Annotated in this window: 22 protein-coding genes; 8 read left to right on the forward strand and 14 right to left on the reverse strand. The window is 38.2% G+C overall.

Features of this window, described 5'->3' with window-relative positions; all coding sequences use genetic code 11:
- Positions 1–6 precede the first annotated feature (6 nt).
- On the reverse strand, positions 7–1,491 hold the full coding sequence (putP, locus tag C0T34_RS02630) for a sodium/proline symporter PutP (RefSeq protein ID WP_098942453.1): 1,485 nt from the start codon (positions 1,489–1,491) through the stop codon (positions 7–9).
- 477 nt (positions 1,492–1,968) lie between these two features.
- Between putP and putA the strand changes: the two genes are divergently transcribed.
- Complete coding sequence (gene putA / locus C0T34_RS02635) at positions 1,969–5,937, forward strand: trifunctional transcriptional regulator/proline dehydrogenase/L-glutamate gamma-semialdehyde dehydrogenase (RefSeq protein WP_109849663.1); 3,969 nt, start codon at positions 1,969–1,971, stop codon at positions 5,935–5,937.
- Positions 5,938–6,375: 438 nt separating this feature from the next.
- On the opposite strand, the gene fliZ is transcribed toward putA, so the two are convergent.
- The 5 genes from fliZ to C0T34_RS02660 form a co-directional block, all read right to left on the reverse strand.
- Positions 6,376–6,906, reverse strand: a complete 531-nt coding sequence (gene fliZ, locus C0T34_RS02640) for a flagella biosynthesis regulatory protein FliZ (RefSeq protein WP_075673009.1) — start codon at positions 6,904–6,906, stop codon at positions 6,376–6,378.
- Between the two features lie 58 nt (positions 6,907–6,964).
- A complete protein-coding gene (locus C0T34_RS02645) occupies positions 6,965–7,687 on the reverse strand; it encodes an RNA polymerase sigma factor FliA (protein ID WP_036912728.1) in 723 nt (240 codons plus the stop codon).
- A 442-nt stretch (positions 7,688–8,129) separates the two neighbouring features.
- Positions 8,130–9,248: a FliC/FljB family flagellin gene (locus C0T34_RS02650; RefSeq protein WP_109849664.1), complete on the reverse strand. Its 1,119-nt coding sequence runs from the start codon at positions 9,246–9,248 to the stop codon at positions 8,130–8,132.
- Between the two features lie 278 nt (positions 9,249–9,526).
- Positions 9,527–10,636 (reverse strand): FliC/FljB family flagellin, encoded by a 1,110-nt coding sequence (locus C0T34_RS02655; RefSeq protein ID WP_109849665.1) that lies wholly within the window; start codon positions 10,634–10,636, stop codon positions 9,527–9,529.
- Positions 10,637–10,914: 278 nt separating this feature from the next.
- A complete protein-coding gene (locus C0T34_RS02660) occupies positions 10,915–12,012 on the reverse strand; it encodes a FliC/FljB family flagellin (RefSeq protein WP_098942449.1) in 1,098 nt (365 codons plus the stop codon).
- A 387-nt stretch (positions 12,013–12,399) separates the two neighbouring features.
- Here C0T34_RS02660 and fliD point away from each other — a divergent pair, with 387 nt between their 5' ends.
- Genes fliD through fliT form a run of 3 tightly spaced genes read left to right on the forward strand, consistent with a single transcriptional unit; the run spans position 12,400 to position 14,609 of the window.
- Positions 12,400–13,818, forward strand: a complete 1,419-nt coding sequence (gene fliD, locus C0T34_RS02665; RefSeq protein WP_098942448.1) for a flagellar filament capping protein FliD — start codon at positions 12,400–12,402, stop codon at positions 13,816–13,818.
- Positions 13,819–13,838: 20 nt separating this feature from the next.
- Entirely contained in the window at positions 13,839–14,237 is a 399-nt protein-coding gene (gene fliS / locus C0T34_RS02670; protein WP_023581844.1) for a flagellar export chaperone FliS, read from the forward strand.
- An 18-nt stretch (positions 14,238–14,255) separates the two neighbouring features.
- Positions 14,256–14,609: a flagellar protein FliT gene (fliT, locus tag C0T34_RS02675; RefSeq protein WP_023581843.1), complete on the forward strand. Its 354-nt coding sequence runs from the start codon at positions 14,256–14,258 to the stop codon at positions 14,607–14,609.
- 152 nt (positions 14,610–14,761) lie between these two features.
- On the opposite strand, the gene C0T34_RS02680 is transcribed toward fliT, so the two are convergent.
- The 8 genes from C0T34_RS02680 to fliE all read right to left on the reverse strand — a co-directional run bounded on the left by C0T34_RS02680 (position 14,762) and on the right by fliE (position 20,589).
- A complete protein-coding gene (locus tag C0T34_RS02680) occupies positions 14,762–15,217 on the reverse strand; it encodes a GNAT family N-acetyltransferase (protein ID WP_098942446.1) in 456 nt (151 codons plus the stop codon).
- A 259-nt stretch (positions 15,218–15,476) separates the two neighbouring features.
- A complete protein-coding gene (locus tag C0T34_RS02685; RefSeq protein WP_075673016.1) occupies positions 15,477–15,758 on the reverse strand; it encodes a hypothetical protein in 282 nt (93 codons plus the stop codon).
- Between the two features lie 185 nt (positions 15,759–15,943).
- A complete protein-coding gene (locus C0T34_RS02690; RefSeq protein ID WP_109849666.1) occupies positions 15,944–17,077 on the reverse strand; it encodes a hypothetical protein in 1,134 nt (377 codons plus the stop codon).
- Between the two features lie 354 nt (positions 17,078–17,431).
- Complete coding sequence (locus C0T34_RS02695; RefSeq protein ID WP_023581839.1) at positions 17,432–17,647, reverse strand: hypothetical protein; 216 nt, start codon at positions 17,645–17,647, stop codon at positions 17,432–17,434.
- Between the two features lie 104 nt (positions 17,648–17,751).
- On the reverse strand, positions 17,752–17,982 hold the full coding sequence (locus tag C0T34_RS02700; protein ID WP_098942444.1) for a DUF6500 family protein: 231 nt from the start codon (positions 17,980–17,982) through the stop codon (positions 17,752–17,754).
- 54 nt (positions 17,983–18,036) lie between these two features.
- Positions 18,037–18,375 carry a GlpM family protein gene (locus tag C0T34_RS02705; RefSeq protein ID WP_192940867.1) on the reverse strand — a complete coding sequence of 113 codons (339 nt, stop codon included), beginning with the start codon at positions 18,373–18,375 and terminating at the stop codon, positions 18,037–18,039.
- 168 nt (positions 18,376–18,543) lie between these two features.
- Positions 18,544–19,431, reverse strand: a complete 888-nt coding sequence (locus C0T34_RS02710) for a hypothetical protein (protein WP_109849667.1) — start codon at positions 19,429–19,431, stop codon at positions 18,544–18,546.
- 846 nt (positions 19,432–20,277) lie between these two features.
- Positions 20,278–20,589, reverse strand: coding sequence for a flagellar hook-basal body complex protein FliE (fliE, locus tag C0T34_RS02720; protein WP_072068509.1), 312 nt, complete (start codon positions 20,587–20,589; stop codon positions 20,278–20,280).
- A gap of 276 nt (positions 20,590–20,865) precedes the next feature.
- Here fliE and fliF point away from each other — a divergent pair, with 276 nt between their 5' ends.
- Genes fliF through fliI form a run of 4 tightly spaced genes read left to right on the forward strand, consistent with a single transcriptional unit; the run spans position 20,866 to position 25,673 of the window.
- Positions 20,866–22,599, forward strand: coding sequence for a flagellar basal-body MS-ring/collar protein FliF (gene fliF, locus C0T34_RS02725; protein WP_109849668.1), 1,734 nt, complete (start codon positions 20,866–20,868; stop codon positions 22,597–22,599).
- Entirely contained in the window at positions 22,596–23,594 is a 999-nt protein-coding gene (gene fliG, locus C0T34_RS02730) for a flagellar motor switch protein FliG (protein ID WP_023581835.1), read from the forward strand. Before fliF ends, fliG begins: the two co-directional genes overlap by 4 nt.
- Positions 23,587–24,306 (forward strand): flagellar assembly protein FliH, encoded by a 720-nt coding sequence (gene fliH / locus C0T34_RS02735; protein WP_023581834.1) that lies wholly within the window; start codon positions 23,587–23,589, stop codon positions 24,304–24,306. Before fliG ends, fliH begins: the two co-directional genes overlap by 8 nt.
- On the forward strand, positions 24,306–25,673 hold the full coding sequence (gene fliI, locus C0T34_RS02740) for a flagellar protein export ATPase FliI (RefSeq protein WP_075673020.1): 1,368 nt from the start codon (positions 24,306–24,308) through the stop codon (positions 25,671–25,673). Before fliH ends, fliI begins: the two co-directional genes overlap by 1 nt.
- Positions 25,674–25,689: the final 16 nt, after the last annotated feature.

Here is a 25,689-nt window from a genome sequence, read left to right on the forward strand (position 1 = left end):
CTTTTATTATGTATTACGATATTGAGCTTCAGCTTCATTAAAGCGCTGTTGGTTCTCTTTACTTGGTTCTTTACCCATTAAACTAATCACAACGATAGCGATAGAGGCAAAGATAAAACCAGGAATAATTTCATATAACCCAAACCATTTATATTGCATCCACACTAGTACGGTTAAAGCGCCAATCAACATTCCAGCAAATGCACCATTACGGGTCATGCGCTTCCACAGAACAGAAATAAGGATCACAGGACCAAAGGCGGCACCAAAACCTGCCCACGCGTTACTGACTAAATCAAGCACCTTATTGTTAGGATCACGCGCTAAGAAGATTGCGATAATTGCCACTAATAACACCATGCCACGCCCTACCCAAACTAGCTCTTTTTGGCTCGCACTTTTACGAATAAATGGTTTATATAAATCTTCAGTTAATGCACTTGCACAGACTAATAATTGACAGCTTAATGTGCTCATTACCGCAGCTAAAATTGCAGACAACAGAATACCTGCGATCCATGGATTAAACAGCAGAGAAGCCAATTCCATAAAGATACGTTCATTTTTAGCTGTTACAGCACCCGCTTGTGCCGGATTCATTTCAAAGTAAGCAATACCAAAGAATCCAACCGCAACAGTTCCTCCTAAACAGAGGATCATCCATGTCATACCAATACGACGAGCTTTGCGAATAGTTTGGTTAGAGTCAGCCGCCATAAAACGTGCAAGGATATGAGGTTGTCCAAAATAACCTAATCCCCATGCTAATAACGAAATAATGGCGATAAAATCAAGGCCTTTGAACATATCCAAATAAGAGGGATCTTTTGCTTTAATGATGGCAACAGAAGTATCAATACCACCTACTGAGAAAATAACAATAATAGGTGTCAGGATCAGAGCAAAAATCATTAAAGTTGCCTGAACAGTATCAGTCCAACTTACAGCAAGAAAACCACCTAAAAAGGTATATGCAATCGTTGCAAGTGCACCATAAATCATCGCTTCGTGATAAGGAATATGGAACGTAGATTCAAACAACATTCCACCAGCAACGACACCTGATGCACAATAGATAGTAAAGAAGGTAAGAATAACTAACGCTGAGATGATACGTAGCATTTTGCTTTTATCATCAAAACGCGATGTTAGGTAATCAGGCAGCGTTAATGCATTATTATTTTTTTCAGTTTGCAAACGTAAACGCCCAGCAACTAAACGCCAATTTAACCATGCACCTAAACAGAGCCCGATAGCTATCCAACTTTCTGAAATACCTGCGAAAAAAACCACACCGGGCAATCCCATTAATAGCCAGCCACTCATATCTGAAGCACCCGCTGACAACGCAGTAACTACACTGCCTAGTCGTCGACCGCCAAGAATATAATCATCAAAATTTTTCGTTGAACGATAAGCAAGGTAGCCAATAAAAAGCATACCTAAGATATAGATCGTAAATGTAATTAGCATTGGCGAAGTTAGGGCCATAATTGCAGTTCTCCATAAATCTGTTTCCGATCATTGGTATGCTTTTGACTTGTACAGGAACGTTGCACTTCGTTGCGCATTAATGATCTTTTCAGTTTTTAATTAAAATAATTTCTTACAGCAACAGATAAAGCATTCACATCAATCCTAGAATAGGTTAACTGCATTTAACAAGAAATTAACGTTTAAATGTTTAAATGTTTAAATTTTGTTTATGACTTCACACTATTTGTCTTAATTCGAAGTCACATTATAAATGCAAACATTAATAAAATAAATATAATTTATTGATTTATATGCAAATAAATAAAAAAAACGAATTACACTATTTTTAATCACCCACAAAACCTGACTACTTTCACATTATTTATAAATAAATTGTTAACAATGTTGCACAAAGTTGCAACATGAATGATATTAATAAAAATAACGGGTAACTGTATTTGTGAATTAGAAATAGAATATGAGGAGCACTGCATGAGTAGCACAACAATGGGTGTTAGACTTGATGAAGAAACCCGCAATAGATTAAAAGAAGCTGCACAGAAATTAGATAGAACATCGCATTGGTTAATTAAACAGGCTATTTTCGATTATCTAGAACAAATCGAAAATGATCAGGTTAATCTTGGTCACTCAACAGTTGCAGAGCAAGATATTGATGAAAGCACTGAAATACCAACCGCTCATTATCAGCCTTTCTTGGAGTTTGCTGAACATATTCACCCGCAGTCTGTTTTACGCTCAGCAATTACTTCTGCATATCGCACACCTGAAACTCAAGCTGTGCCTATGTTATTACAACAAGCGACTTTACCTGAAAATGAAGCCCAAGCAACGCATAAATTAGCCTATTCCATTGCCGAAAAATTACGTAAACAGAAAAATGGTGTTGGACGCTCGGGGCTAGTTCAAGGTCTATTACAGGAATTCTCACTTTCTTCACAAGAAGGTGTCGCTTTAATGTGTTTAGCAGAAGCTTTATTACGTATTCCTGATAAAGCCACTCGTGATGCACTTATCCGCGATAAAATCAGTCATGGAAACTGGCGCTCACACTTAGGACAAAGCCAATCTATGTTTGTGAATGCAGCTACATGGGGATTATTATTCACAGGTAAATTAGTTTCTACCCATAATGAAGAAAAGCTATCTAACTCTTTAAATCGCATTCTCACCAAAAGTGGCGAGCCATTAGTTCGTAAAGGCGTTGATATGGCGATGCGTTTAATGGGTGAGCAATTTGTTACTGGTGAGACGATTTCTCAAGCACTCGCAAATGCACGCAAACTTGAAGAAAAAGGCTTTAGCTACTCTTATGACATGTTAGGAGAAGCCGCATTAACAGAAAAAGATGCACAAGATTATCTAGTCTCTTATCAACAAGCCATCCACGCCATTGGTAAAGCCTCTAATGGCAGAGGCATTTATGAAGGCCCAGGAATATCTATCAAGCTTTCAGCATTACATCCTCGTTATAGTCGTTCTCAATATGAGCGAGTTATGTCAGAGCTTTACCCTCGCCTACTCTCATTAACGTTACAAGCAAAGCAATACGATATTGGTATTAATATTGATGCAGAAGAAGCAGATAGACTTGAGATTTCACTCGATCTACTTGAAAGACTCTGTTTTGAACCTGAATTAGCAGGTTGGAATGGTATTGGTTTTGTTATTCAGGCTTACCAAAAGCGTTGTCCATTAGTTATTGATTATGTGATTGATTTGGCTCGTCGTAGCCGTCGTCGCTTAATGATCCGTTTAGTGAAAGGTGCCTATTGGGATAGCGAAGTAAAACGCGCTCAAATCGATGGACTTGAAGATTACCCTGTTTATACTCGCAAAGTGTATACTGATGTCTCTTACCTAGCCTGTGCGAAAAAACTACTCGCATCACCTAATTTTATTTATCCGCAATTTGCTACACATAATGCGCACACACTATCAGCAATTTATCACTTAGCGGGTCAAAACTATTACCCCGGACAATACGAGTTCCAGTGTTTACACGGTATGGGTGAACCACTTTATGCTCAAGTTGTTGGTAAAATTGCAGACGGAAAACTAGGCCGCCCTTGTCGTATTTATGCGCCCGTAGGGACTCATGAAACATTACTTGCCTATTTAGTGCGTCGCTTACTTGAAAATGGAGCTAATACATCATTTGTAAACCGAATTGCTGATACCACAATTTCTCTCGATGAGTTAGTGGCAGATCCAGTCAAGGAAGTGAATAGAATGGCTCAAGCCGAAGGCCAAGTTGGACTTTCTCATCCTAAAATTCCGCTTCCTCATAAACTGTATGGTGATGAACGTAAGAACTCACCGGGCATTGATATGTCAAACGAACATCGCTTGGCATCGCTTTCTAGTGCCTTATTAACATCAGCAACTGAAAATATACATTGCGAACCTTTATTAGGTGATACGTTTAGCTCTTCGGAAAAAACACAAGAACCTCAATCTGTATTAAACCCTGCCAATCATGCGGATATTGTCGGTACAGTAAGAGAAGCCACAGAAGCCGAGGCAGATTTTGCCTTAACCATTGCTCAAGAAAAAGGTGAAATCTGGTTTGCAACACCACCAGCGCAAAGAGCTTCATTTTTAATCCGTGCTGCGGAATTAATGGAGCAACAAATGGGTCCTCTTATGGGAATACTAGTGCGCGAAGCAGGTAAAACTTACAGCAATGCGATTGCTGAAGTCCGCGAAGCCATTGATTTTCTCTACTATTATGCAGCTCAAGTCGCCCAAGACTTTGATAACAATACACATCGACCTTTAGGGCCTGTGGTTTGTATCAGCCCTTGGAACTTCCCATTAGCTATCTTCAGCGGGCAAATTGCGGCAGCTTTAGCAGCAGGTAATACCGTTCTAGCAAAACCCGCAGAGCAGACACCTTTAATTGCATCGAAAGCCGTTGAGCTTTTCCATCAAGCAGGTGTTCCTTCTTTTGCACTACAACTGTTACCGGGGCAAGGTGAAACCATTGGTGCACGTTTAGTCGCAGATGAGCGTGTTCGTGGTGTGATGTTTACAGGCTCAACGGATGTTGCTCATATTTTACAAAAGACCTTAGCTGGTCGATTAGACAGCGAAGGTCGCCCAGTGCCTTTAGTGGCAGAAACTGGTGGCTTAAATGCCATGATTGTTGATTCATCTGCATTAACAGAGCAAGTGGTAACTGATGTAATGGCATCAGCTTACGATAGTGCAGGTCAGCGTTGCTCTGCTTTACGTCTGTTATGTATTCAAAAAGAAGTGGCTGAGAGTACTATCGAGATGCTTAAAGGTGCAATGGCACAAGCAACAATGGGTGATCCAAGTTTGCTATCTACAGACATTGGCCCTGTTATCGATAAAGAAGCAAAATCAGGCATAGAGAAGCATATTCAATCTATGCGTACAACTGGCTTCGAGATTTATCAAGCATCACACAATAGTTTGTCAAAACACGCTGAAAGTCACAGTACCTTTGTTCAACCGACTTTAATTGAGTTAGATAAAGTCAGTTCATTGAAGAAAGAAATCTTTGGCCCTGTGTTACATGTCGTGCGTTATGCAAGCCAAGATTTACCCGCTTTGCTAGAAGAGATTAATGCAACAGGATACGGATTAACAATGGGCGTTCATACGCGTATTGATGAAACCATTGCTTATGTTGCCTCAAATGCTAAAGTCGGAAATTTATACGTTAACCGCAATATGGTCGGTGCAGTTGTGGGTGTTCAGCCTTTTGGGGGTGAAGGATTATCGGGTACAGGTCCAAAAGCAGGCGGTCCTGTTTATCTATATCGCTTGTTATCTAAACGCCCTGAAAATGCCGCAACGCAAACACTAGCACGCCAAGATGAGACACTTCCTCTTGATACTTCTATGCGTAATACGTTATTACAGACATATCATAAGTACATGGAATGGCTATCAAACAAAGCGGATAAACCACACTATGAAGCTTTAGAGAAATATGCCCTTGCATCCCAAGCAGGAACACTGCGTGTATTACCGGGCCCTACTGGCGAACGCAATACTTATCAATTAGTTCCTTGTGGCAATGTACTGTGTATTTCCGATAACGAGCAAGATGCATTGACTCAAATTGCTGCTGTTCTCGCCTCTGGTTGTCATGCCATTGTCGTTAATAGCCCATTCTCACAAAAAACATATCGTGAATTACCTGATATTGTCAGAAAAGCCATTACATTGACTGAAAGCTGGAATGATGAGTCACTGAAAATAAATGCTGTGATTTACCATGGTGATGGTGACCAATTACGTGAGACTTGCCAGAAAATTGCTCAACGCAAAGGGGCTATAATTTCTGTTCAAGGATTCTCTCGTGGTGAAACAGGTATATTGTTAGAGCGTTTATTGCATGAAAGAGCATTAAGCATTAATACAGCGGCAGCTGGAGGTAATGCAAGCTTAATGACGATTAGTTAATTACCCCTTCTCTTTCTCTCCTTGTCTTTGAGACCACCTTTAAAGTCTGTTTTCTTAAAGGTGGTTTTTTCTTTTATTACCCTATTATTTCTAAAGAGATAGTCAAAAGTGTTATTTTTTTTAATGCTGTGACTGTTCTCACTTTTTTTATATTTACTATTCGCGACGAATTAGTTTAGTAAATATACTTATGCCCAAGTCAACCTAGAAGTTGATTTAATTATATCTTTATGAATACCTGAAACTTGCGCCCCACTGTGGGCGCTTTTTTTATCTATTGATGCAATTTACTTAGTACAACATTGCTTTTTATCGTTGATAGATAGTTTTAGAAATAAAAAAGAAATTAAGCAAGAAAAAATAGGAAGGATTTAGGATTAATAGAATAGAAAAAGGAGCAGGCTAGGCTACTCCTTTTAAGGTCTCTCTTGAGCGCAATTAGTGACTGCTACTCATTGATGGAGGCTCTTGGCACCAATCAAGATATTGCTCGTACTTACGTAGTGCAATATTGTAGTTACTAAATGCAGAGGGAGTGAGCTTTTTACTCAGGTCTGACTGAATTTTCTCTGTCGTAAACTCTTGACGAGGAAAATTAGTGGAAGTCAGTAATTCATCGAGCCGACGTAAACGAACCACATACTCACGAACAGTACTGTGGCTCATCTCCGTTTGTTCAAACAAATACTGCTTAAAAGACATAATGTCAAAGTAATCAGTTTCACTATTACAGTAAATCTCACTACAAAAACGGCATAGCGCAGAGAACTTCTCTTGTAACGTTTCCCACGTTTCATCATCAATTAGATCAGTCATTTCAGAAATGGCTTCTTTATTGATAACTTGGCGATTGAATACGAGAGAGATCCGATCAAGCGCCTTGTGGCAATGTAGACAATGAGTCTGGCTGTGTTTATAGTCTTTAATGTAACGGCTTAGCGGCCGTTTCTTTTGTGTTGAAACAGACATAAGAGATAAAGCCCTGTGTTGTAGTCTTAATAAACAAAAACAAAAATAAGCAAAACTTCTATTTCTCTGGGTTTAAGCGTGCTCGCAGCCTTTTTATGGCTTGGCTGTGTAGCTGGCTCACGCGGGATTCCCCGACATTAAGCACTGCGCCTATTTCTTTCAAATTAAGTTCTTCCTGATAATACAGAGTAAGAACCATTTTTTCCCTTTCGGGAAGCAATTCTATCGCGTCTATGACTCTTTGGCGAATATCACTTTCTAATAACATCTGTAATGGATTGTCATCATGATCTTCGTCTTGAGACGGTTCACAGCTTTCACCGTAAATTTCATGCCATTCGTCATAAGAGAACAATTGGCTGTTATTCGTATCCAATAGGATCTGCCGGTATTCTGCTAACTCAATCTGCAAATGATCAGCAACTTCCTGTTCTAATGGTGGTCGTCCTAGATCCTGCTCTAATTGATGAATAGAATGTGTTACTTCTCTTGCATTGCGACGCACACTACGTGGCGCCCAATCTCGACTGCGCAGCTCATCTAACATAGAGCCACGGATACGTTGAACAGCATAAGTGGTAAAGGCAGCACCTTGCATTGAGTCATAACGCTCAACGGCATTTAGCAACCCAATTCCACCTGCTTGCAAAAGATCATCCAATTCAACACTCGCAGGTAACTTGACCTGTAATCGTAATGCTTCATGGCGAACCAACGGGACATATCGCTCCCAGAGGCTATTTTTGTCCATCACGCCTTCGGCGGTATACAAATCACTCACAACAAAAGACACCTTTGGATAAAAGACCGGAAACCATTATCTGGCGAAATAAATTTAGCAATCGGCTGAACAGTGAAGCAAAAGCGCCTCTTTTTCACCTATGCCAAATTTTCAGCAATAATCGGGTTTTCATTGATAAATTAATTTGTCATTGCATTACGAGAACTACTTTACCTTAAAACATCCACTGCTAATCCTTGGAAAAACCGTTAATTAAATTGATAATTTATCTCATTAAAAGAAATTGATGCATTGAATGTGCATTCTGTTCATAAAAAAATAACATATAAATCATAGTATTTTATTTTGTGGGATTTTAGCGTCTAATTCACGAGTTGGAATACTCATAAATGATTAATTAAAAAAACGACTGTTTTGATGAAAAAACACCCACTGCAAAAAATTGAAGTGGGTGTTAATTGAGGATTATTTCAAGAGAAAATTAACGTAATAATGATAACACATTTTGAGGCATTTGATTCGCTTGTGCTAAGACGGATGTACCTGCTTGTTGTAAGATTTGGTTTTTACTCATATTTGAAACTTCTGTTGAATAATCCGTATCTAAAATACGGCTACGTGAAGCAGTTAAATTATTAACAGTGTTGTTCAGATTGTTAATTGTTGATTCAAAACGGTTTTGCACTGCACCTAATTTTGAACGTGCTTCGTCTACTTTATTAATCGCGCTATCTAATGTTGAGAGTGCATCATCATTTACAGTTAATGTTTTAACATCAGTACCTACACTGGAAGTGAATTCGTTAGCCTTCATTTTTGATGCTGCTTTTATGCTCACTGCATCATTTTTACTACCTGTTAATTCAAGATCAGATGCTGAAACTAAATAGTCTTTAGAACCAGAATCATCATGATAGATATATTTTCCTGTGACTTCGTTACCATCTTCCTTATATGCAGACAAAGTGTCAGCACCTGACATTTGAGTTGCACCTGCTACAATTTTATTAAGCTCACTTTTTGCCACAGCAGCTCCCTTTTCAGTTACACCTTTCTTAACCGTTGTTTCGGTATATAACTTATCGTTCCCCACCCCTAAAGTATCATTATTAATTTTATCTAATTTAAATTTAATCGCTTCTTTATCGTTACTACCAACTTGAATCGACATCTCTGAATCACCACTTAATACTCTTACGCCATTAAATTGTGTTTGTTCAGAAATACGATCAATTTCAGCAAAACGTTCAGTGACTTCATTTTGAATAGACGTGATATCTGAATTTGAATTGGTGCCATTTTTTGCTTGAACAGTTAATTCACGAATACGTTGTAAGTTATTATTAATTTCGTTCAACGCACCTTCTGTAGTTTGTGCAACGGAAATACCATCATTCGCATTACGAGAGGCTTGTGTTAAACCATTTATATTTGACGTAAAGCGGTTAGCAATTGCTTGTCCTGCGGCATCATCCTTTGCACTATTTATGCGTAGCCCCGAAGAAAGACGCTGGATAGCTGTATTTAATAAACCTTGTGAACGATTTAAATTGCTTTGAGCAACCAATGAGGTTGGGTTAGTCATAATAACTTGTGGCATACAATATTCCTTCAACTTGATTTCAAAATATTTTTCAATGAATAGGTGAGTTATTACGTCGCTGTAATAACGTTGCTTAAATACTATCGTCATCAATTTCGAAGGTTTTACGGTTTTTGGCGTCGCGAAAATAGCAATAAAAGCCAGTCAGTTAATTTTTAAGAACTTATTGATTTTAAAGAAAAGAGAATTAATTGAGAAAAAAATAAAAACGAAAAAAGGCCCTCTTGCGAGGACCTTTTGGATATAGAAAGGTACCGTTTTTGTCAGTGTACGAATTAACGTAATAGTGATAACACATTTTGAGGCATTTGATTCGCTTGTGCTAAGACGGATGTACCTGCTTGTTGTAAGATTTGGTTTTTACTCATATTTGAAACTTCTGTTGAATAATCCGTATCTAAAATACGGCTACGTGAAGCAGTTAAATTATTAACAGTGTTGTTCAGATTGTTAATTGTTGATTCAAAACGGTTTTGCACTGCACCTAATTTTGATCGTGCTTCGTCCACTTTATTAATCGCGCTATCTAATGTTGAGAGTGCATCATCATTAACAGTGAGTATTTTTACATCAACGCCTGTGCTGGGAGTGAATTTGTTACTATTAACAGCTGAAGTCGTTTTTAAGTTGATTTGAGTAAGCTTAGTATTATCAGCTTCAAAGTCAGAAGCCGTAACTAAGTAATCTACACCGTTTTCACTTGCAACGAATTTACCAGCAATAACTTTGCCATCTTCTTCGTATTTCTTAACGGTTAAACCACCTTTCAGTGCAGTACCACCAGCAACCCCCAGATCAACAAGATCAGCATTAGTAGCACTTGCTTTCTTTTCACCTTTTTTCACCGTTGTTTCGGTATATAACTTATCATTCCCCACCCCTAAAGTATCATTATTAATTTTATCTAATTTAAATTTAATCGCTTCTTTATCGTTACTACCAACTTGAATCGACATCTCTGAATCACCACTTAATACTTTTACGCCATTAAATTGTGTTTGTTCAGAAATACGATCAATTTCAGCAAAACGTTCAGTGACTTCATTTTGAATAGACGTGATATCTGAATTTGAATTGGTACCATTTTTAGCTTGAACAGTTAATTCACGAATACGCTGTAAGTTGTTATTAATTTCGTTCAGTGCGCCTTCTGTAGTTTGTGCAACGGAAATACCATCATTCGCATTACGAGAGGCTTGTGTTAAACCATTTATATTTGATGTAAAGCGGTTCGCAATTGCTTGTCCTGCAGCATCATCCTTTGCACTATTTATACGTAGCCCCGAAGAAAGACGTTGGATAGCTGTATTTAATAAACCTTGTGAACGATTTAAATTGCTTTGAGCAACCAATGAGGTTGGATTAGTCATAATAACTTGTGGCATACAATATTCCTTCGACTTGATTTTAAAATATTTTTCAATGAATAGGTGGGTTATTACGTCACTGTAATAACGTTACCTATACACTATCGTCATCAATTTCGAGGGTTTTACGGTTTTTGGCGTCGCGAAAATAGCAATAAAAGCCAGTCAGTTAATTTTTAAGAACTTATTGATTTTAAAGAAAAGAGAATTAATTGAGAAAAAAATAAAAACGAAAAAAGGCCCTCTTACGAGGACCTTTTGAATATAGAAAGGTATCTTTTGTGTCAGTGTATGAATTAACGTAACAGAGACAGAACTGATTGTGGTACTTGGTTTGCTTGAGCAAGTACTGAAGTACCAGCTTGTTGCAGGATTTGACCACGGCTCATGTTAGAAACTTCTGTTGCATAGTCAGCATCTAAGATACGGCTACGTGAAGCAGATAAGTTGTTAACAGTGTTGTTCAGGTTGTTGATAGTAGATTCAAAACGGTTTTGAATCGCACCTAATTTAGAACGGCTTTCATCAATTTTATTGATAGCTTCGTCTAAAGTAGCCAGAGCGTCTTCTTTAACATCTAAAGTTTTAACGTCTTTACCAGCGTTTGCTGTAAATTCGTTAGCTGCGCTTTTAGTACCAGTAAACTTAGCTTTGTCAGCACCTTCCAGTGCGAAATCGCTTTTGTTTACGAGGTAGTCTTTAGTACCATCGTTGAAGATTACTTTATCAGCAGAAATAGTACCGTCTACTTTATATTCTTTTACTGTACCTGAATCGTATGAAGTTGCACCAGCAACACCGATTGCATTAGCAGCGATAGCGTTACCAGCTTCAGTTACGCCTTTTTTAGCTGTAGTTTCAGTGAACAGTTTTTCTTTTGAAACACCTAAAGTGTCGTTATCAATTTTATCTAAGTTAAATTTGATAACTTCTTTATCGTTAGTACCAACTTGGATAGTCATTTCTGACTTCTCACCGCTCAGTACTTTAACGCCGTTGAACTGAGTTTGTTCAGAGATACGGTTGATTTCTGCTAAACGCTCAGTAACTTCGTTTTGGATTGAAGTGATGTCTGAGTTAGAGTTAGTACCGTTTTTAGCTTGAACTGTTAACTCACGGATACGTTGTAAGTTGTTGTTGATTTCGTTCAGAGCACCTTCAGTAGTTTGAGCGATAGAGATACCATCGTTCGCATTACGTGAAGCTTGAGTTAAACCATTTACGTTAGAAGTGAAACGGTTAGCAATCGCTTGACCCGCTGCATCGTCTTTAGCGCTGTTGATACGCAGACCAGAAGACAGACGCTCGATTGCACTTCCTAAAGCTCCCTGAGATTTGTTCAGGTTGTTTTGAGTTACCAGAGATAGATAGTTGGTATTAATGACTTGTGCCATAGCTAGATTCCTTTAAAATCAAGTCGATAAAATAAAAGTTTGCCTATTCATTTACGGTGTCAATCACCGGCAACAAGTTTATCGGCACCCCACATACAACCTTTAACTTTTCCTACAAATATTTCTGTGATTTTTTATAGAATTAATATCAACTCAATGATAAATAAAGAAATTAATTTATTATTTTTTTATTAAATTTTTATCACTTTTTATCTCAAGCCACTTTTCAGTTATCAAAATTCGACTTTGGTTATCAATAGCAATAAAAGGCTTCTATATGGCAGCCTGTTTAAGTCATCAAAAATACCAAATAGACGTAAACTTTTCGCCGATTCTACCGATAACGCTTTTTGAGGATTATTTTACGAACACAGAAAGGAGACCGGTATGGCTGGTATTGCTTCACTAGGCGTGGGCTCAGGGATGCCTCTTAGCCAAACATTGGCACAATTAGAGGCGGCGGAAAATAAACGCCTTGAACCCCTTGATAAACAGATGAAAAGCTACGAAGCGAAAATTACCGCTTACGGTAAAATTCGTGGTCAGCTAGATAAATTACAAAAAGCTTCTGAAGATTTAAAAAAATTCGACAAGATTGTTGCAACAAAAGTAGACGATGAGTTTGATGCATTTAAAGTGACAACGGATGGTAAAGCCAGTATTGGTAACTATACCGTATCCATTAAAGAGCTTGCTCATGCGCAAACATTGAAATCAAAAGCTGTAAGCGATGTAAAAGTACCTCTTGGAAAAACGTTAGGTGAAGGTAATAAACGTACCTTAGTGATTACCCAACCTGGTGAAGAAAAACCATTACGTATTGAATTAACTGACGATCAAACCTCGATGATTGAATTGCGTGATGCAATCAATAAAAAAGAGGGTAATGTTTCTGCCACTATCGTTAAAGCAAAAGATGGCGTTAACCACTTAGTACTGACTTCTCGTAAAGAAGGTACAGAGTCAGAAATGACCGTTAAAGTGGAAGGCGATGATGAACTCAATGATTTCATTAGCTATTCTTCAAACAGTAAAAGTGGAGCAATGCAAGAGATCGTTAAAGCAAATAATGCCAAATTAACGATTAATGGTATTGAAATTGAACGTCAAACTAATGAGATTAAAGATGCTCCTGAAGGGATCATCTTAAACCTTAAGAAAAAGACTGACGATAATAAAGACAGCGTTGATAAGCCTGAAATAGTGACTGTTGCTCGTGATATTGAGCCAATGAAAAAAGCGATCCAAGCTTGGACAGACGCTTATAACGAGTTAAACAGTACCTATAAATCTCTGACTAAATATACTCAAGTAGAGAAAGGCGAAGCGGCATCTAAAGACAATGGTGTATTACTCGGTGATACCACCAGCCGTATGATTATGTCTGAGCTAAAAAGCTTTGTAACTAGCTCACAAGGCACTTCAGACTTAGATACCCTTAATAAAATGGGTATTAAGTTTAAAGTTGATGGTTCTTTAGATATTGATAGCAAAAAACTGGATGAAGCGTTAAAGGAAAAACCCGCTAACGTGAAAGAGTTTTTTATGGGTGATGGTAAAGAAACCGGCTTTGGTACTCAAACCTATAATTACCTAAAGAAAACCCTGCAATCTAATGATGGTACTTTAGATGTTGCCACTGATGGCGTGAAAAAACGCAAGAAAACATTAGATAGCCAAATTAAAAATACGGAACGTAATATTGCAGCCACGATGGAACGTTATAAAAACCAGTTCCAACAGTTAGATAAAATGGTTAACTCCATGACTAACTCCAGTGCTTCAATCGGCCGTTTATTAATGTAATTTTTTAAAAGTAGGACACTATGTATCAACAATCAGCCAGTAAAATGTACGCTCAAATCGACGTTGAAAGCGAGATTTTAAATGCCACGCCTTACCAGCTGATCCAGATCCTATTTAATGGGGCGCTTAGCGCCCTTCGCCGTGCATTAATATTAATGGAACAAGGAAATATCGCCGGTAAAGGCGAAAATATTTCTAAAGCCATTAATATTATTGGTAACGGATTAAAACAAGGTCTGGATAAAGAGAAAGGGGGCGAGCTTGCAGAGAATCTGGAGCTCCTTTATGACTATATGGTTAATCAGCTACTCGATGCTAACTTAAAAAATAACCCAGAAAAAATTCATGAAGTCATCAAGCTCTTAACTGAAATTTCTGATGCTTGGCAACAAATCGGCACACAGATTAATTCTTATTAAATTAGAGTGGACAACAATATGGATATTATGGCGGCTTACGAGCATGTTTTAAAATCAAGTGAGCAAATGTTAACGCTTGCCAAAGATCAGCAATGGGACAAGCTGATAGAAATGGAAATGGATTATTTAAAAAGCGTTGAAAGTATCACTAAGATGATAAAACCGGCTGACGGTGAGCTGAGACTACAACAACGCCTCACGGATATGCTAAAGAAAATCTTAGAAAACGAAAATGAGACGCGAAATTTATTACGGGCTCGTTTAGATGAGCTTGGCATATTAATAAGACAGACTGAACAAGAGCAGAGGGTACAAAATAGCTATGGTCAGTTTACAGAACATAGTTATTATCCTGATCTCAATCTTAAATAACTCTCCTCTGCGCCAAAAGCGGTTTTATTAGCTAATGGCGTCTTTACTTAGAAAAAGTCAATCTTATTATTCAACTTAACTTGTTATCGGTAACGTAAAAATCAACGTTTGCCCTTTTATATTTTTATTTTTTGCTTTTTTGATTACACAGATTATATTGATTGCACTAAAACCATATCAATATGCGGAATGTTATCTTCAAGATAAATTTCTGAATCGATAACAAAACCATGCGATTGATAAAATGAGACTAAATAAGCCTGTGCCATTATTTTTATTGTATGGGTGTTAAATTGACGGCATGTAGTTGCAATCGCCTCTTTTATTAATTGATGCGCAATACCACTTCCTCGCTGATTTTGAGCAACAATCACCCGCCCTATAGAGGCTTCTTTAAATGCGATCCCTTGAGGCAATAGGCGTGCATAAGCAATAAGTTGCTGGCCATCTTCCTCTTTGGCAAACAAGTGTAATGTATTTTGATCTACCCCATCCAGATCTTGATAAGCACATTGCTGCTCACAAATAAAAACCTGATTTCTTAATGCCAAAATAGCGTAAAGCTCATCGGTGGTGAGTTGTGAAAATGATTTTAAAATCCAATTCATGTGCTTTATCCCGCGGTTTAACGTAATAAAAAGTAATAAAAAACAATCAATGATAATGCAATATCATCGACGCAAACTTTGTTTCATCGCTTTGTTTAATATAAAGAGTGAAATAGTGATGTTGATAGTACGTTTTTATAATAAAAACGTAGAAGAATAGAGACTTAATACAGAAAAATAGGCAATAAAGCCGTTAACCTAAATACATTCAGACTCCCCACGAGCCTTGATGACATCTCTTATAGATTTAAAGATAATCTTAAAGTCGTTCTAACCCTTTCCATGCTCTATTTTTTACTTCAGTCACTAAAATGGCTGGATTTAAGGTTATTTTTTCTGCAATCGAAAAAGCCAACTCGATAACTTCTTTGTGATCTTTAGTTTCAGTATGGTAATTAAACTCTGCAAGAGGCAGAACATATTTACCTTTCAAACCATCAATCTCTTTTTTAAATCCTTCTTTTACCATCTTTTGTGTTAATAACACATAATCTGCATTTTCAGGATCAGATAACTCAACTCTAACAGTAAACTCAGGCATAGAAACCTCCTACAGTCTGTCTATGTCTAATAAAATTCTGTTAGCTCTCGAAAGGAAGTATATTAAATCAACAATCATTTTCCTAGTAAGAAACTGTGATAAATAATGTGATAGTGGTTGAAATAGAAATCGCCCACTTTACTGTGGGCGTCTTATTAGCTCATAATAATCTGATAAATAAAAATTTATTTAATCACATCATAGAGTTGCTGATTTGATAAATAATCCGCGGTTAAACCGGCTGATGGATTATATTGTACCCCAACGATCTCAGAGAATGCTTTACCCTCTTTACCTAATGAAACTTTGCGTTCATCTTTACCTGTGCTTTCATAGATAGAATAGGTTTTACGACGCATTGCGGTATATTTATCTGCATCATTAGCAATATCGGTGTGATAGCCCGTAATTTGTGTATCCGTTAAAGCTAATTTATTGGCTAAATCACAGCCCCAGCGAGTTAAACAAACTTCTGCAAAATGGCGAACCACTAAACCCGGCGCATATAATTTATTTTCACCTTCACTACCATCAATAGAAGCATTGCCAACTAATGTGGCATGACGTCCGGAAATAGGAAAAATATGCATTTTAGTATCAGCTGCGACAGTTGGGATCACACAAGTAAATCCTTTAGAGCGCTCATCTTTTGCATAAAATCCGACATATTCTTTGACGTTTTTACCAAGCGTTACTTTTTCTGGTTGGAAATTCAGTGGACCTGGAACAGGATCAATTGCAAAAATATTCACAGGAATATCTTTTAATTGAGAGTCTGCCAACATTGCATTCGCTAGCATATGGCAAGTAATACCACCACGGCTCCAGCCCACGAGGTTAACTTGTGTTGGAATAATGCCATCTTTACGGAAGATACGAATAATTTGCTGCTGAAGTTGTTGTTGAGTGACATGGCGGTCGCCATAGTCATATTTACGCCATAAAAAAGAGCCTGTAACTTTGACATCTTCGATAGGGATGCCCGCTTTTTTCAGTTGGTTATACTGCTCTTCTGTCAATTTTTCACGTTGCCAATCAAAGTTACCTTTCATTAAGCAAAGTGCGTGATTAACATTTTCTTCCCAACCACTACCAAATAGCGAACCTTTAATATCAGAGTAATTAGGGCTTTCAACCCATAAATCATCTTCTTGCAGATTGCCACTACCTGGGCCATCAACAATAAACCACTGTGCAAACTCTCGTCCTTGGTTATTTTGCGCTAAAGTGGAGACTAATTCGCCTTGCCAGAAGGTCGGATTATTATTATCAAATGAGTTAGATCCGGTACCACATAAATAAACGGTTAATACTGTCATAGTTTAAATTTCCTTTTATTAATAACTTAAAAATCACAATGATGATTTTTATTTCCTTGTACTGAGCTATTCCTTAGCCCACCAGCACATTAACCATAAGCCTTTTTTTATTCAATTATTAAAAGTGAATTAGTAGAGCTGAGATCACATAATTGAATTTTATTTAAGTAAAAGAAATGAAAAAACTCTATAAGATCAATGTAATTAAATAATATAAATAAATTCTTTATTTTTTTATTATTTCTATTAGTAAATTAGCTTATAAATATAGTGTATTAAATAACCAATTTTTGAATTTAAAATAAAAAAAATCCCACATTAATAAATGCAGGATTTTCTATTAGGTAGAATGTCTTATAAACGATTAAAAGCAACTACTCTCACCGCAGGAATATCAGCTTGTGCTCCTTCAGCAACTTCCTGACATGCTTTTTCTAACGCAATATGGGGTGTGATCCCACTTTCTGTTTCTACAATTTTATGTCCGGCGTAGGTATCACCATTTCTGGAACGCACTTTATACGCAATAAACCAATATTCCATATCATCACCGTTTACGTTATTAATCATGTAATTACCATAGCGGTTTATGGCCTGCTTTAATGTGATAATAATCAATAATTTTTAGTTTAATAAAATCGTTTTATAAAAAGATTAAAGCAATAGAGGAAATTTTAAGCATCGTAATCTATTTCTGATTGGATCATTTTCTTTATTTTTACTGCTTTTTCAAAGTGATCCAATTTATGTGTCATAATCCACCATGTTGCGGCTTCCATTAATAATTCAGGGTTGTCATTTTTATTTGCAAAAAAAGCATAAAAAGATAACCCCACGCCCTCTCCTTTAGCTGAAATTTTGTCATTACATATTTGAATTATTTTTTGTTGCAGTGATTTTCTCATATTCTCTCTATTTTTATTTTTCAACATGACAATAAATAGGAAAGAGCAAAGGCTCTATCCATGAAATTTGTTCCATAACTGAATAAGTAACCAAGCAGCAATAACCCAGCAGATCACCGCCGTAGCCAGTGCCGTAAATAATTTTACATAGTTGATCATCACATAGAGTGAAACCAGATAAATCATATAAGGAATAACAGCCCATAGACTAAAAATAATGGTGGTACGCAACGCTTCAATAGAACGTTCAGAGCCCACAATATAGTGTGCAATAAGCGCAAAAGTGGGAAATAGCGGAACCAATCCCGCAATATAGTAATGGCGAGATTTCGATAAAACGGCGATTAATATCACCACAAACGCACCTATCAGTGCTTTAACCAGTAATCCCATTATTTTTTCATCAATTTACAAAAACCTTACTACTATCATATCTATTCATATTTGTATGTGAGCTGATTTTATTTTTTGCGGTTTAAATTACGATTAAATACGGTCATTAGAAAAAGCCCAATAATATTATTGAGCTTTAAAATATTTTAAATTTTCTTTAAACAAACATTAGTCTTTCTGCCAAGAAATATCTTGTTCACTTTCATTTGTTTCCAGCAAAATTAATTCACCCAACTCTGTTGTTTTATAGATGTTACTTCTATAGTGCTTTGTTTTCTTTCCTGTTTCAGGATCTTTGGTGATCCATTCAATATCACCTTCAAAATCCGTTCCTTGGTAATATGTCGAAAAACGTTTACGCTCACCATCATGCCAACCCACCACAATGACTGAATTAGTACCCGCATTTAATGCTTCTAAAGGAAATTCAGATAGCAACAATCCATTATGGCCAATATTAGCAGAACAATTTTTACCACCAACAAAAGCGGAACAACTTGCATCGAATCCACTAATTCCAGAGTGATCACCAAAAATTGCTGCTGCTTTAAAGTTTCCCTCGGAGACAACATTAGTGTTATTTCCAGTTGCTATACCAATACTTCCTTCAGTAAGATCTTGTATCCAAACATCGTTGCCTGTTGATATTGCGACTGAGTCAGATGCATAGCAAAAAATAATAGCCTCATCACCTGTTGTAATAGCGGTTGCATTTTTCACAAGATTAAGTTCTGTATCTTCATTACTTTCGTCTTGTTCAAAAGAATGCGATATTTTTGCTTTTTTACCTGATGCAAAAGCCACTGATTTACTAGACGCTTCAATAAAACTTTCTTCACCAGTAGTAATAAAAAGTGAATTTTTTCCGTGTTTGATAGTACCTTTATCTTCGTCATATTCAGTGCCTTCATTATCATAAATCTTAGCTTTTTTGCCGGTATGAATAATTTGGGCATCTTCACCAATACAATTAACGATTTGCTCATCTAACGTTAAAATGGCATTTTTATTTTCGCCACTTAAAACGAGTGTTTTATTTGTAGTTACAGTTGTCATAGTAATATCCTTATTTACATTTCCATTATTTAACACCCTCAAAACACTGTTTAAATATACAGTTTAATTACTAAATAACAACCTTTATACTAAATTTCAGAAAATAAAATAACAACAATAGAATCAAAGAGATAAAAGAAAATAACACATAATATATTCACAAGTAGTCAAATAAAGAAAAAATAAGATAGAAAAAAGCGAGAAAAAATCCGATGGAAGAACTTTATAAAATTCAACTTTATTCATCCCCGACTATACTTTAAGTATTATTCACTATAATTCTCTAATAAGATTTAAAAAATCATTTAACATGGAGGTTTCAATGAAAATATTTTTTAAAATATTATTGATGGTTTTATTTCTTAATGCTTGTTCTTCATATACAAAAATTGATAGTAACAAAAGTGGAAATATAATTAAGATTAAATCAGCACTTATCAAAAACGATAATTTATATATCCTTAGTGATTCTAGTAATTATCATTTTTATAGAAGCAACTATCAGCCTAATAGCGATGAGGAAATAATTACAAATCAGATACTTAATTATAAAAATAGATTTTTTATTTAAGGTTCCACTTTTTGAGGTACTAATAAATATCTGCTTTGATATAGATGTGCAAAAACGCACATCAATAAAATGATGTGTTTATCTTTTGTGCACAAATCGGGGCACTCATCACCATAAATAACAGACAATTGTATAAGTATTCGCATGTTTAATTACATGCAAAAGCTTATATCATCCATTCAAATGATATTGAGCAAGATGCCCCATTCTGTTTTGATTAGGTGCTTCTTTATAGCTATATAAAAGAAAAGTCACCTTTATCAAATGATAAGGCACTACACCTGCATGCTCATGATTTCTTGATAAGCAGCGACCAGCTTATTACGTACTTGTACGCCCATTTGTAATGAGATACTGGATTTTTGCATATCCACCATTACATCGTTTAATTCAACACCGGGTGTGCCTAAGGTAAACGCTTGAACTTTGTTGGTTGCATTCATTCGAGTTTCATTAATTTTACCCACGGCTTGAACAAGCTGAGTTGCAAACCCTGCTTGTACTGGCTGGGGTTTCGCAATATTGGATGCTTGCAAAGTCTGGATTTGCATTTTATCCAGAACACTTTCAATAGCTGGAATTGACATATAAACCTCTGCGTTAATCATCTAATTCAATTACTGAATCAATGTCATAGTAAGGAAGTGAACCAACACGCTTACCGAGTTATACCCTAACACAGGGGCTTCATTCCAAAGCGAGTAATTAACGCAAAAGTTAAGGGCTAATTACGCCATTAAATGAAACGCAAAAGGCCAATAATGAGACACCTGAGAGTAGGTTTATTTATTTGCGTAAGGGGAGTCTGTTTTGTTACGCCACGCTTTTAGTATTCATCCCGAACTACAAGGCAAGGATTGTCTATGAATGCCGAAAAAACCGACGTTGTGAACCAGAATAAGGGTTTTAACGCCATTATTAACCGGATAAAAGCCGATCCGAAAATTCCGCTCATTATTGCGGGTTCGGCGGCTATTGCCATTTTTGTTGCTGCATTTTTATGGTTACAAAGCCCTGATTATAAAGTGCTTTATAGTAATCTTAGCGATAAAGACGGTGGCGAAATTGTCACACAGTTAACACAGATGAATGTACCTTATCGCTTGTCACAAAATGGCACGGCGATTATGGTGCCTGACAATCAGGTTCATGAATTACGCCTGAAACTCGCGCAAGCGGGACTTCCAAAAGGCGGTGCTGCCGGTTTTGAACTGTTAGATAAAGAAAAGTTCGGGATCAGCCAATTTAGTGAACAAATTAACTATCAACGTGCACTTGAAGGTGAGCTTGCTCGCACTATCGAGACATTAGGTCCTGTACAAAATGCTCGTGTTCATTTAGCACTACCAAAGCCATCTCTTTTTGTTCGTGAACAGAAATCCCCTTCTGCATCCGTTACGGTGGGTCTTTTACAGGGTAGAGCGCTGGATGAAGGTCAAATTAATGCCATCGTGCATATCGTTGCGAGCAGTGTTGCGGGCATGCCTGACAGCAGTGTGACTATCGTTGATCAAAGCGGTAAATTATTGACACAACCTGATGCAATGGGTCGTGACCTTAACTCTACCCAACTGAAATATGTTCAAGAGCTAGAAAATCGTTACCAACAACGCATTGAAACGTTATTAAGCCCGATTGTAGGTCGTGGAAACGTTCATGCACAGGTGACGGCTCAAGTTGATTTCTCTCATACCGAAGAAACAGCGGAAGAGTACAAACCAAACCAGCCACCAAACCAAGCCGCTGTACGTTCAAAACAGTTGAGCCAAAGTGAGCAAAATGGTGGCATGTTAGCTGGCGGTGTTCCTGGTGCATTATCTAATCAGCCTGTTGCTCCCCCCCAAGCGCCTATTGAAGCACCAAAAGCGCAAGAAGGTGAGAAAACAGATGACGCCAATGCAACGGGTACGGGTACGAATCGCACATTAACGCGTAATCCAAACAGCAATAGCCGTTTAGATGAAACGACCAACTATGAAGTTGATCGCCGAATTCGCCATATCAAACGTCCAGTAGGTAATGTTGAGCGTCTTTCTGTCGCTGTTATTGTGAACTACAAAACAGTTGAAGATAAGAAAGAAGCAGCTGAAGGCGAAGAGCCTATTGTTGAAACTAAACTTGTTCCGCTCACTGATGAACAAATTCAGCAAATTGAAGGGCTTGTTCGTGAAGCGATGGGCTATTCCCAAGAACGTGGTGACTCGTTAAGTGTCGTGAACTCGCAGTTCAACGATATTGAAGAGAAAGTGATCACCGTTCCTGTATGGGAAAATCCAGAAATTCTGGCGAAAGCATTAGATTTAGGTCGCTGGTTATTACTTGTCATCATCGCATGGATCTTATGGCGCAAACTGGTGAAACCACAGCTTGAAAAACGCCGTGAAGCCGAAGTTGCTGCACAGAAAGCTGTACTGAAAACCAAGCTACAAGTTAAAGATGATGTTGATGAAGCAGAATTAGATGACGAAGCAAGACGTAAACAAGCACGTAAACGTGTGAGTGCCGAATTGCAGAGCCAACGTATCCGTGAAATGGCAGAGAAAGATCCTCGTGTCGTCGCAATGGTAATTCGTCAATGGATGAGTAAAGAGCAATGAGTAATAACTTAACTGGAACCGAAAAAAGCGCCGTTATGTTACTAACACTCGGTGAAGACCGTGCGGCAGAAGTATTTAAACATCTAAGTACACGCGAAGTTCAACAGCTGAGTATTGCAATGTCATCAATGCGTCATATCTCAAATCAGCAATTGATTGATGTTATGGCAAGCTTTGAAGAAGACGCAGTTCAATACGCAGCATTGAACGTCAATGCGAACGATTATTTACGCTCTGTTCTGGTTAAAGCCTTGGGTGAAGAACGTGCGAATAATCTATTAGATGAGATCTCTGAAACTCGTGAAACAACAACGGGTATCGAGACACTTAACTTTATGGAACCACAAATGGCTGCCGATATTATCCGCGACGAACATCCGCAGATTATTGCAACTATCTTGGTTCACCTCAAACGGGGTCAAGCGGCAGATATTCTTGCCCTGTTTGATGAGAAATTACGTAATGACGTGATGTTACGTATCGCAACATTTGGTGGTGTTCAGCCGTCAGCATTAGCAGAGTTAACTGAAGTACTGAATAACCTGCTTGATGGCCAAAACCTCAAACGCAGTAAAATGGGTGGTGTTCGTACTGCTGCTGAAATCATCAACTTGATGAAGAGCCAGCAAGAAGAGAATGTCATTACTGCGGTTCGCGATTACGACGGCGAATTGGCACAAAAAATTATCGACGAAATGTTCCTGTTCGAAAACCTTATCGATATCGACAACCGCTCTATCCAGCGCATTCTACAGGAAGTGGAATCCGACTCCTTGGTTGTGGCATTGAAAGGATGCGATCAAGAGCTACGCGATCACTTCCTCAACAATATGTCGCAACGTGCTGCTGAGATCATGCGTGATGACTTGAGTTCTCGTGGCCCTGTCCGTATGTCTCAAGTGGAAGCAGAGCAGAAAGCAATTCTGCTTGTGGTACGCAAATTAGCAGAGACTGGAGAAGTTGTTCTTCATGGAGGAGACGATACCTATGTCTGATAAACATACTGATACTAACTGGAAGCCTTGGGTTCCAAAAGAACTCACTGATTGGGCATTAACGGTCGAGGAAACGACAGAAGACGAAAAGGAAGTCGAAAAACAGGAAAAAGAAGTCGTTCAGCAACAGAAAGTCCTTGAGCAAATTAATATGCTTGATGACATGAAAGACAAGGCCCAGAAATTGGGCCACGCTGAGGGCTTTGAGGCAGGGAAAAACCAGGGTTATCAGGAAGGCTATCAGGCTGGATTACAATCAGGTATTGAAGAAGGTATTCGCCAAGGCATTGCCCAACAATCACCATTAATTAATGAATGGCAAGGATTGTTGGCTGAGTTTAGGCACTCTTTAAATGGGTTAGACAGTGTTATTGCTTCACGTTTAATGCAAATCGCCCTCACAGCGGCAAAAGAAGTTTTAGGTCAGCCTGCTGTTTGTGATGGTTCTGCATTACTGGCGCAAATTACCTTAATGTTGCAACAGGAACAAATGTTCTCAAACAACCCACAGTTAAGAGTTAACCCAAAACATATTCCACAGATTGAAAAAGAGCTGGGTGATTCACTTTCTGCTCATGGTTGGAAAGTGGTTGCCGATAACAGTATTCATGTTGGTGGATGCCGTGTTGTGACAAATGATGGCGATCTCGATGCCACGATTGCAACTCGTTGGCATGAGCTTTGTCGCCTTGCTGCTCCGGAGGCGTTGTAATGACAGCAAGATTGGGGCGTTGGTTAGAAAAACTCAGTGATGCAGAAGCGCGTTTAAATAAAATTCCGCGTGTACGTCAATATGGTCGTTTAACCAGAGCAACAGGTTTAGTCATGGAAGCTAAGGGGCTTGTTATGCCCCTTGGCTCTACGTGTTTAATAGAACGTACCATTGGTAAAACTGTTGAAGAAGTTGAAAGTGAAGTCGTTGGGTTCAACGGTAGCCAAATGTTGTTAATGCCTTTACAGGAAGTCGAGGGATTAACACCGGGTGCCCGTGTTTATGCACAGGCCACTCCGGGTGGTGAAAATGAAGGTCGCCAGTTGCCTCTTGGAGATGCGCTATTAGGGCGTGTTTTAGATGGCTCGGGTTATCCTTTAGATGGTTTACCACCACCAGATACCGATTATCGCGCACCACTAATTACACCGCCTATCAACCCGCTACAACGTACTCCAATTACCGATGTATTGGATGTGGGCGTGCGTGCAATCAACTCACTGTTAACTGTGGGTCGTGGTCAGCGTATGGGGCTTTTTGCAGGCTCTGGTGTAGGTAAGAGTGTGCTATTAGGCATGATGGCGCGTTTTACTCAGGCTGATGTGATTGTTGTTGGATTAATTGGTGAACGTGGACGTGAAGTTAAAGACTTTATCGAAAATATTCTCGGCACTGAAGGCTTAGCGCGCTCTGTGGTTGTAGCAGCACCTGCTGACGTATCACCACTTCTTCGTATGCAAGGTGCTTCTTATGCAACACGTATTGCCGAAGATTTTCGTGATCGTGGAAAACACGTATTACTGATTATGGATTCACTTACACGTTACAGCATGGCACAACGTGAAATTGCCCTTGCAGTAGGCGAACCTCCTGCAACCAAAGGCTATCCACCTTCTGTCTTTGCAAAATTACCGGCACTGGTTGAACGTGCGGGAAATGGCGTTGATGGTGGTGGCTCTATCACGGCTTTCTATACTGTTTTAACGGAAGGTGATGATCAGCAAGATCCAATTGCAGACTCTGCGCGTGCGATTTTAGATGGGCATATTGTGCTTTCTCGTTCTCTTGCAGAATCTGGGCACTACCCTGCTATCGATATCGAAGCGTCTATTAGCCGCGCAATGACGTCACTGATTGATAAAACACATTATCGTCGTGTGCAAGTGTTTAAACAGCTTCTATCGAGTTATCAACGTAACCGCGATTTAATTAACGTAGGTGCTTATGCTGCGGGCAGTGATCCTATGCTTGATAAAGCGATTGCACTTTATCCGTCCCTCGCGAAGTTCTTACAACAAGATATCCAAGAGCAATGCAGTTATCAAAGTGCATGTGAGCAACTTAATCAGCTGATCACAGTAAACTAATTCTGAACATAATCAG

The sequence above is a fragment of the Proteus sp. CA142267 genome, assembly GCF_003336825.1.
GTDB classification, from domain to species: domain Bacteria; phylum Pseudomonadota; class Gammaproteobacteria; order Enterobacterales; family Enterobacteriaceae; genus Proteus; species Proteus terrae.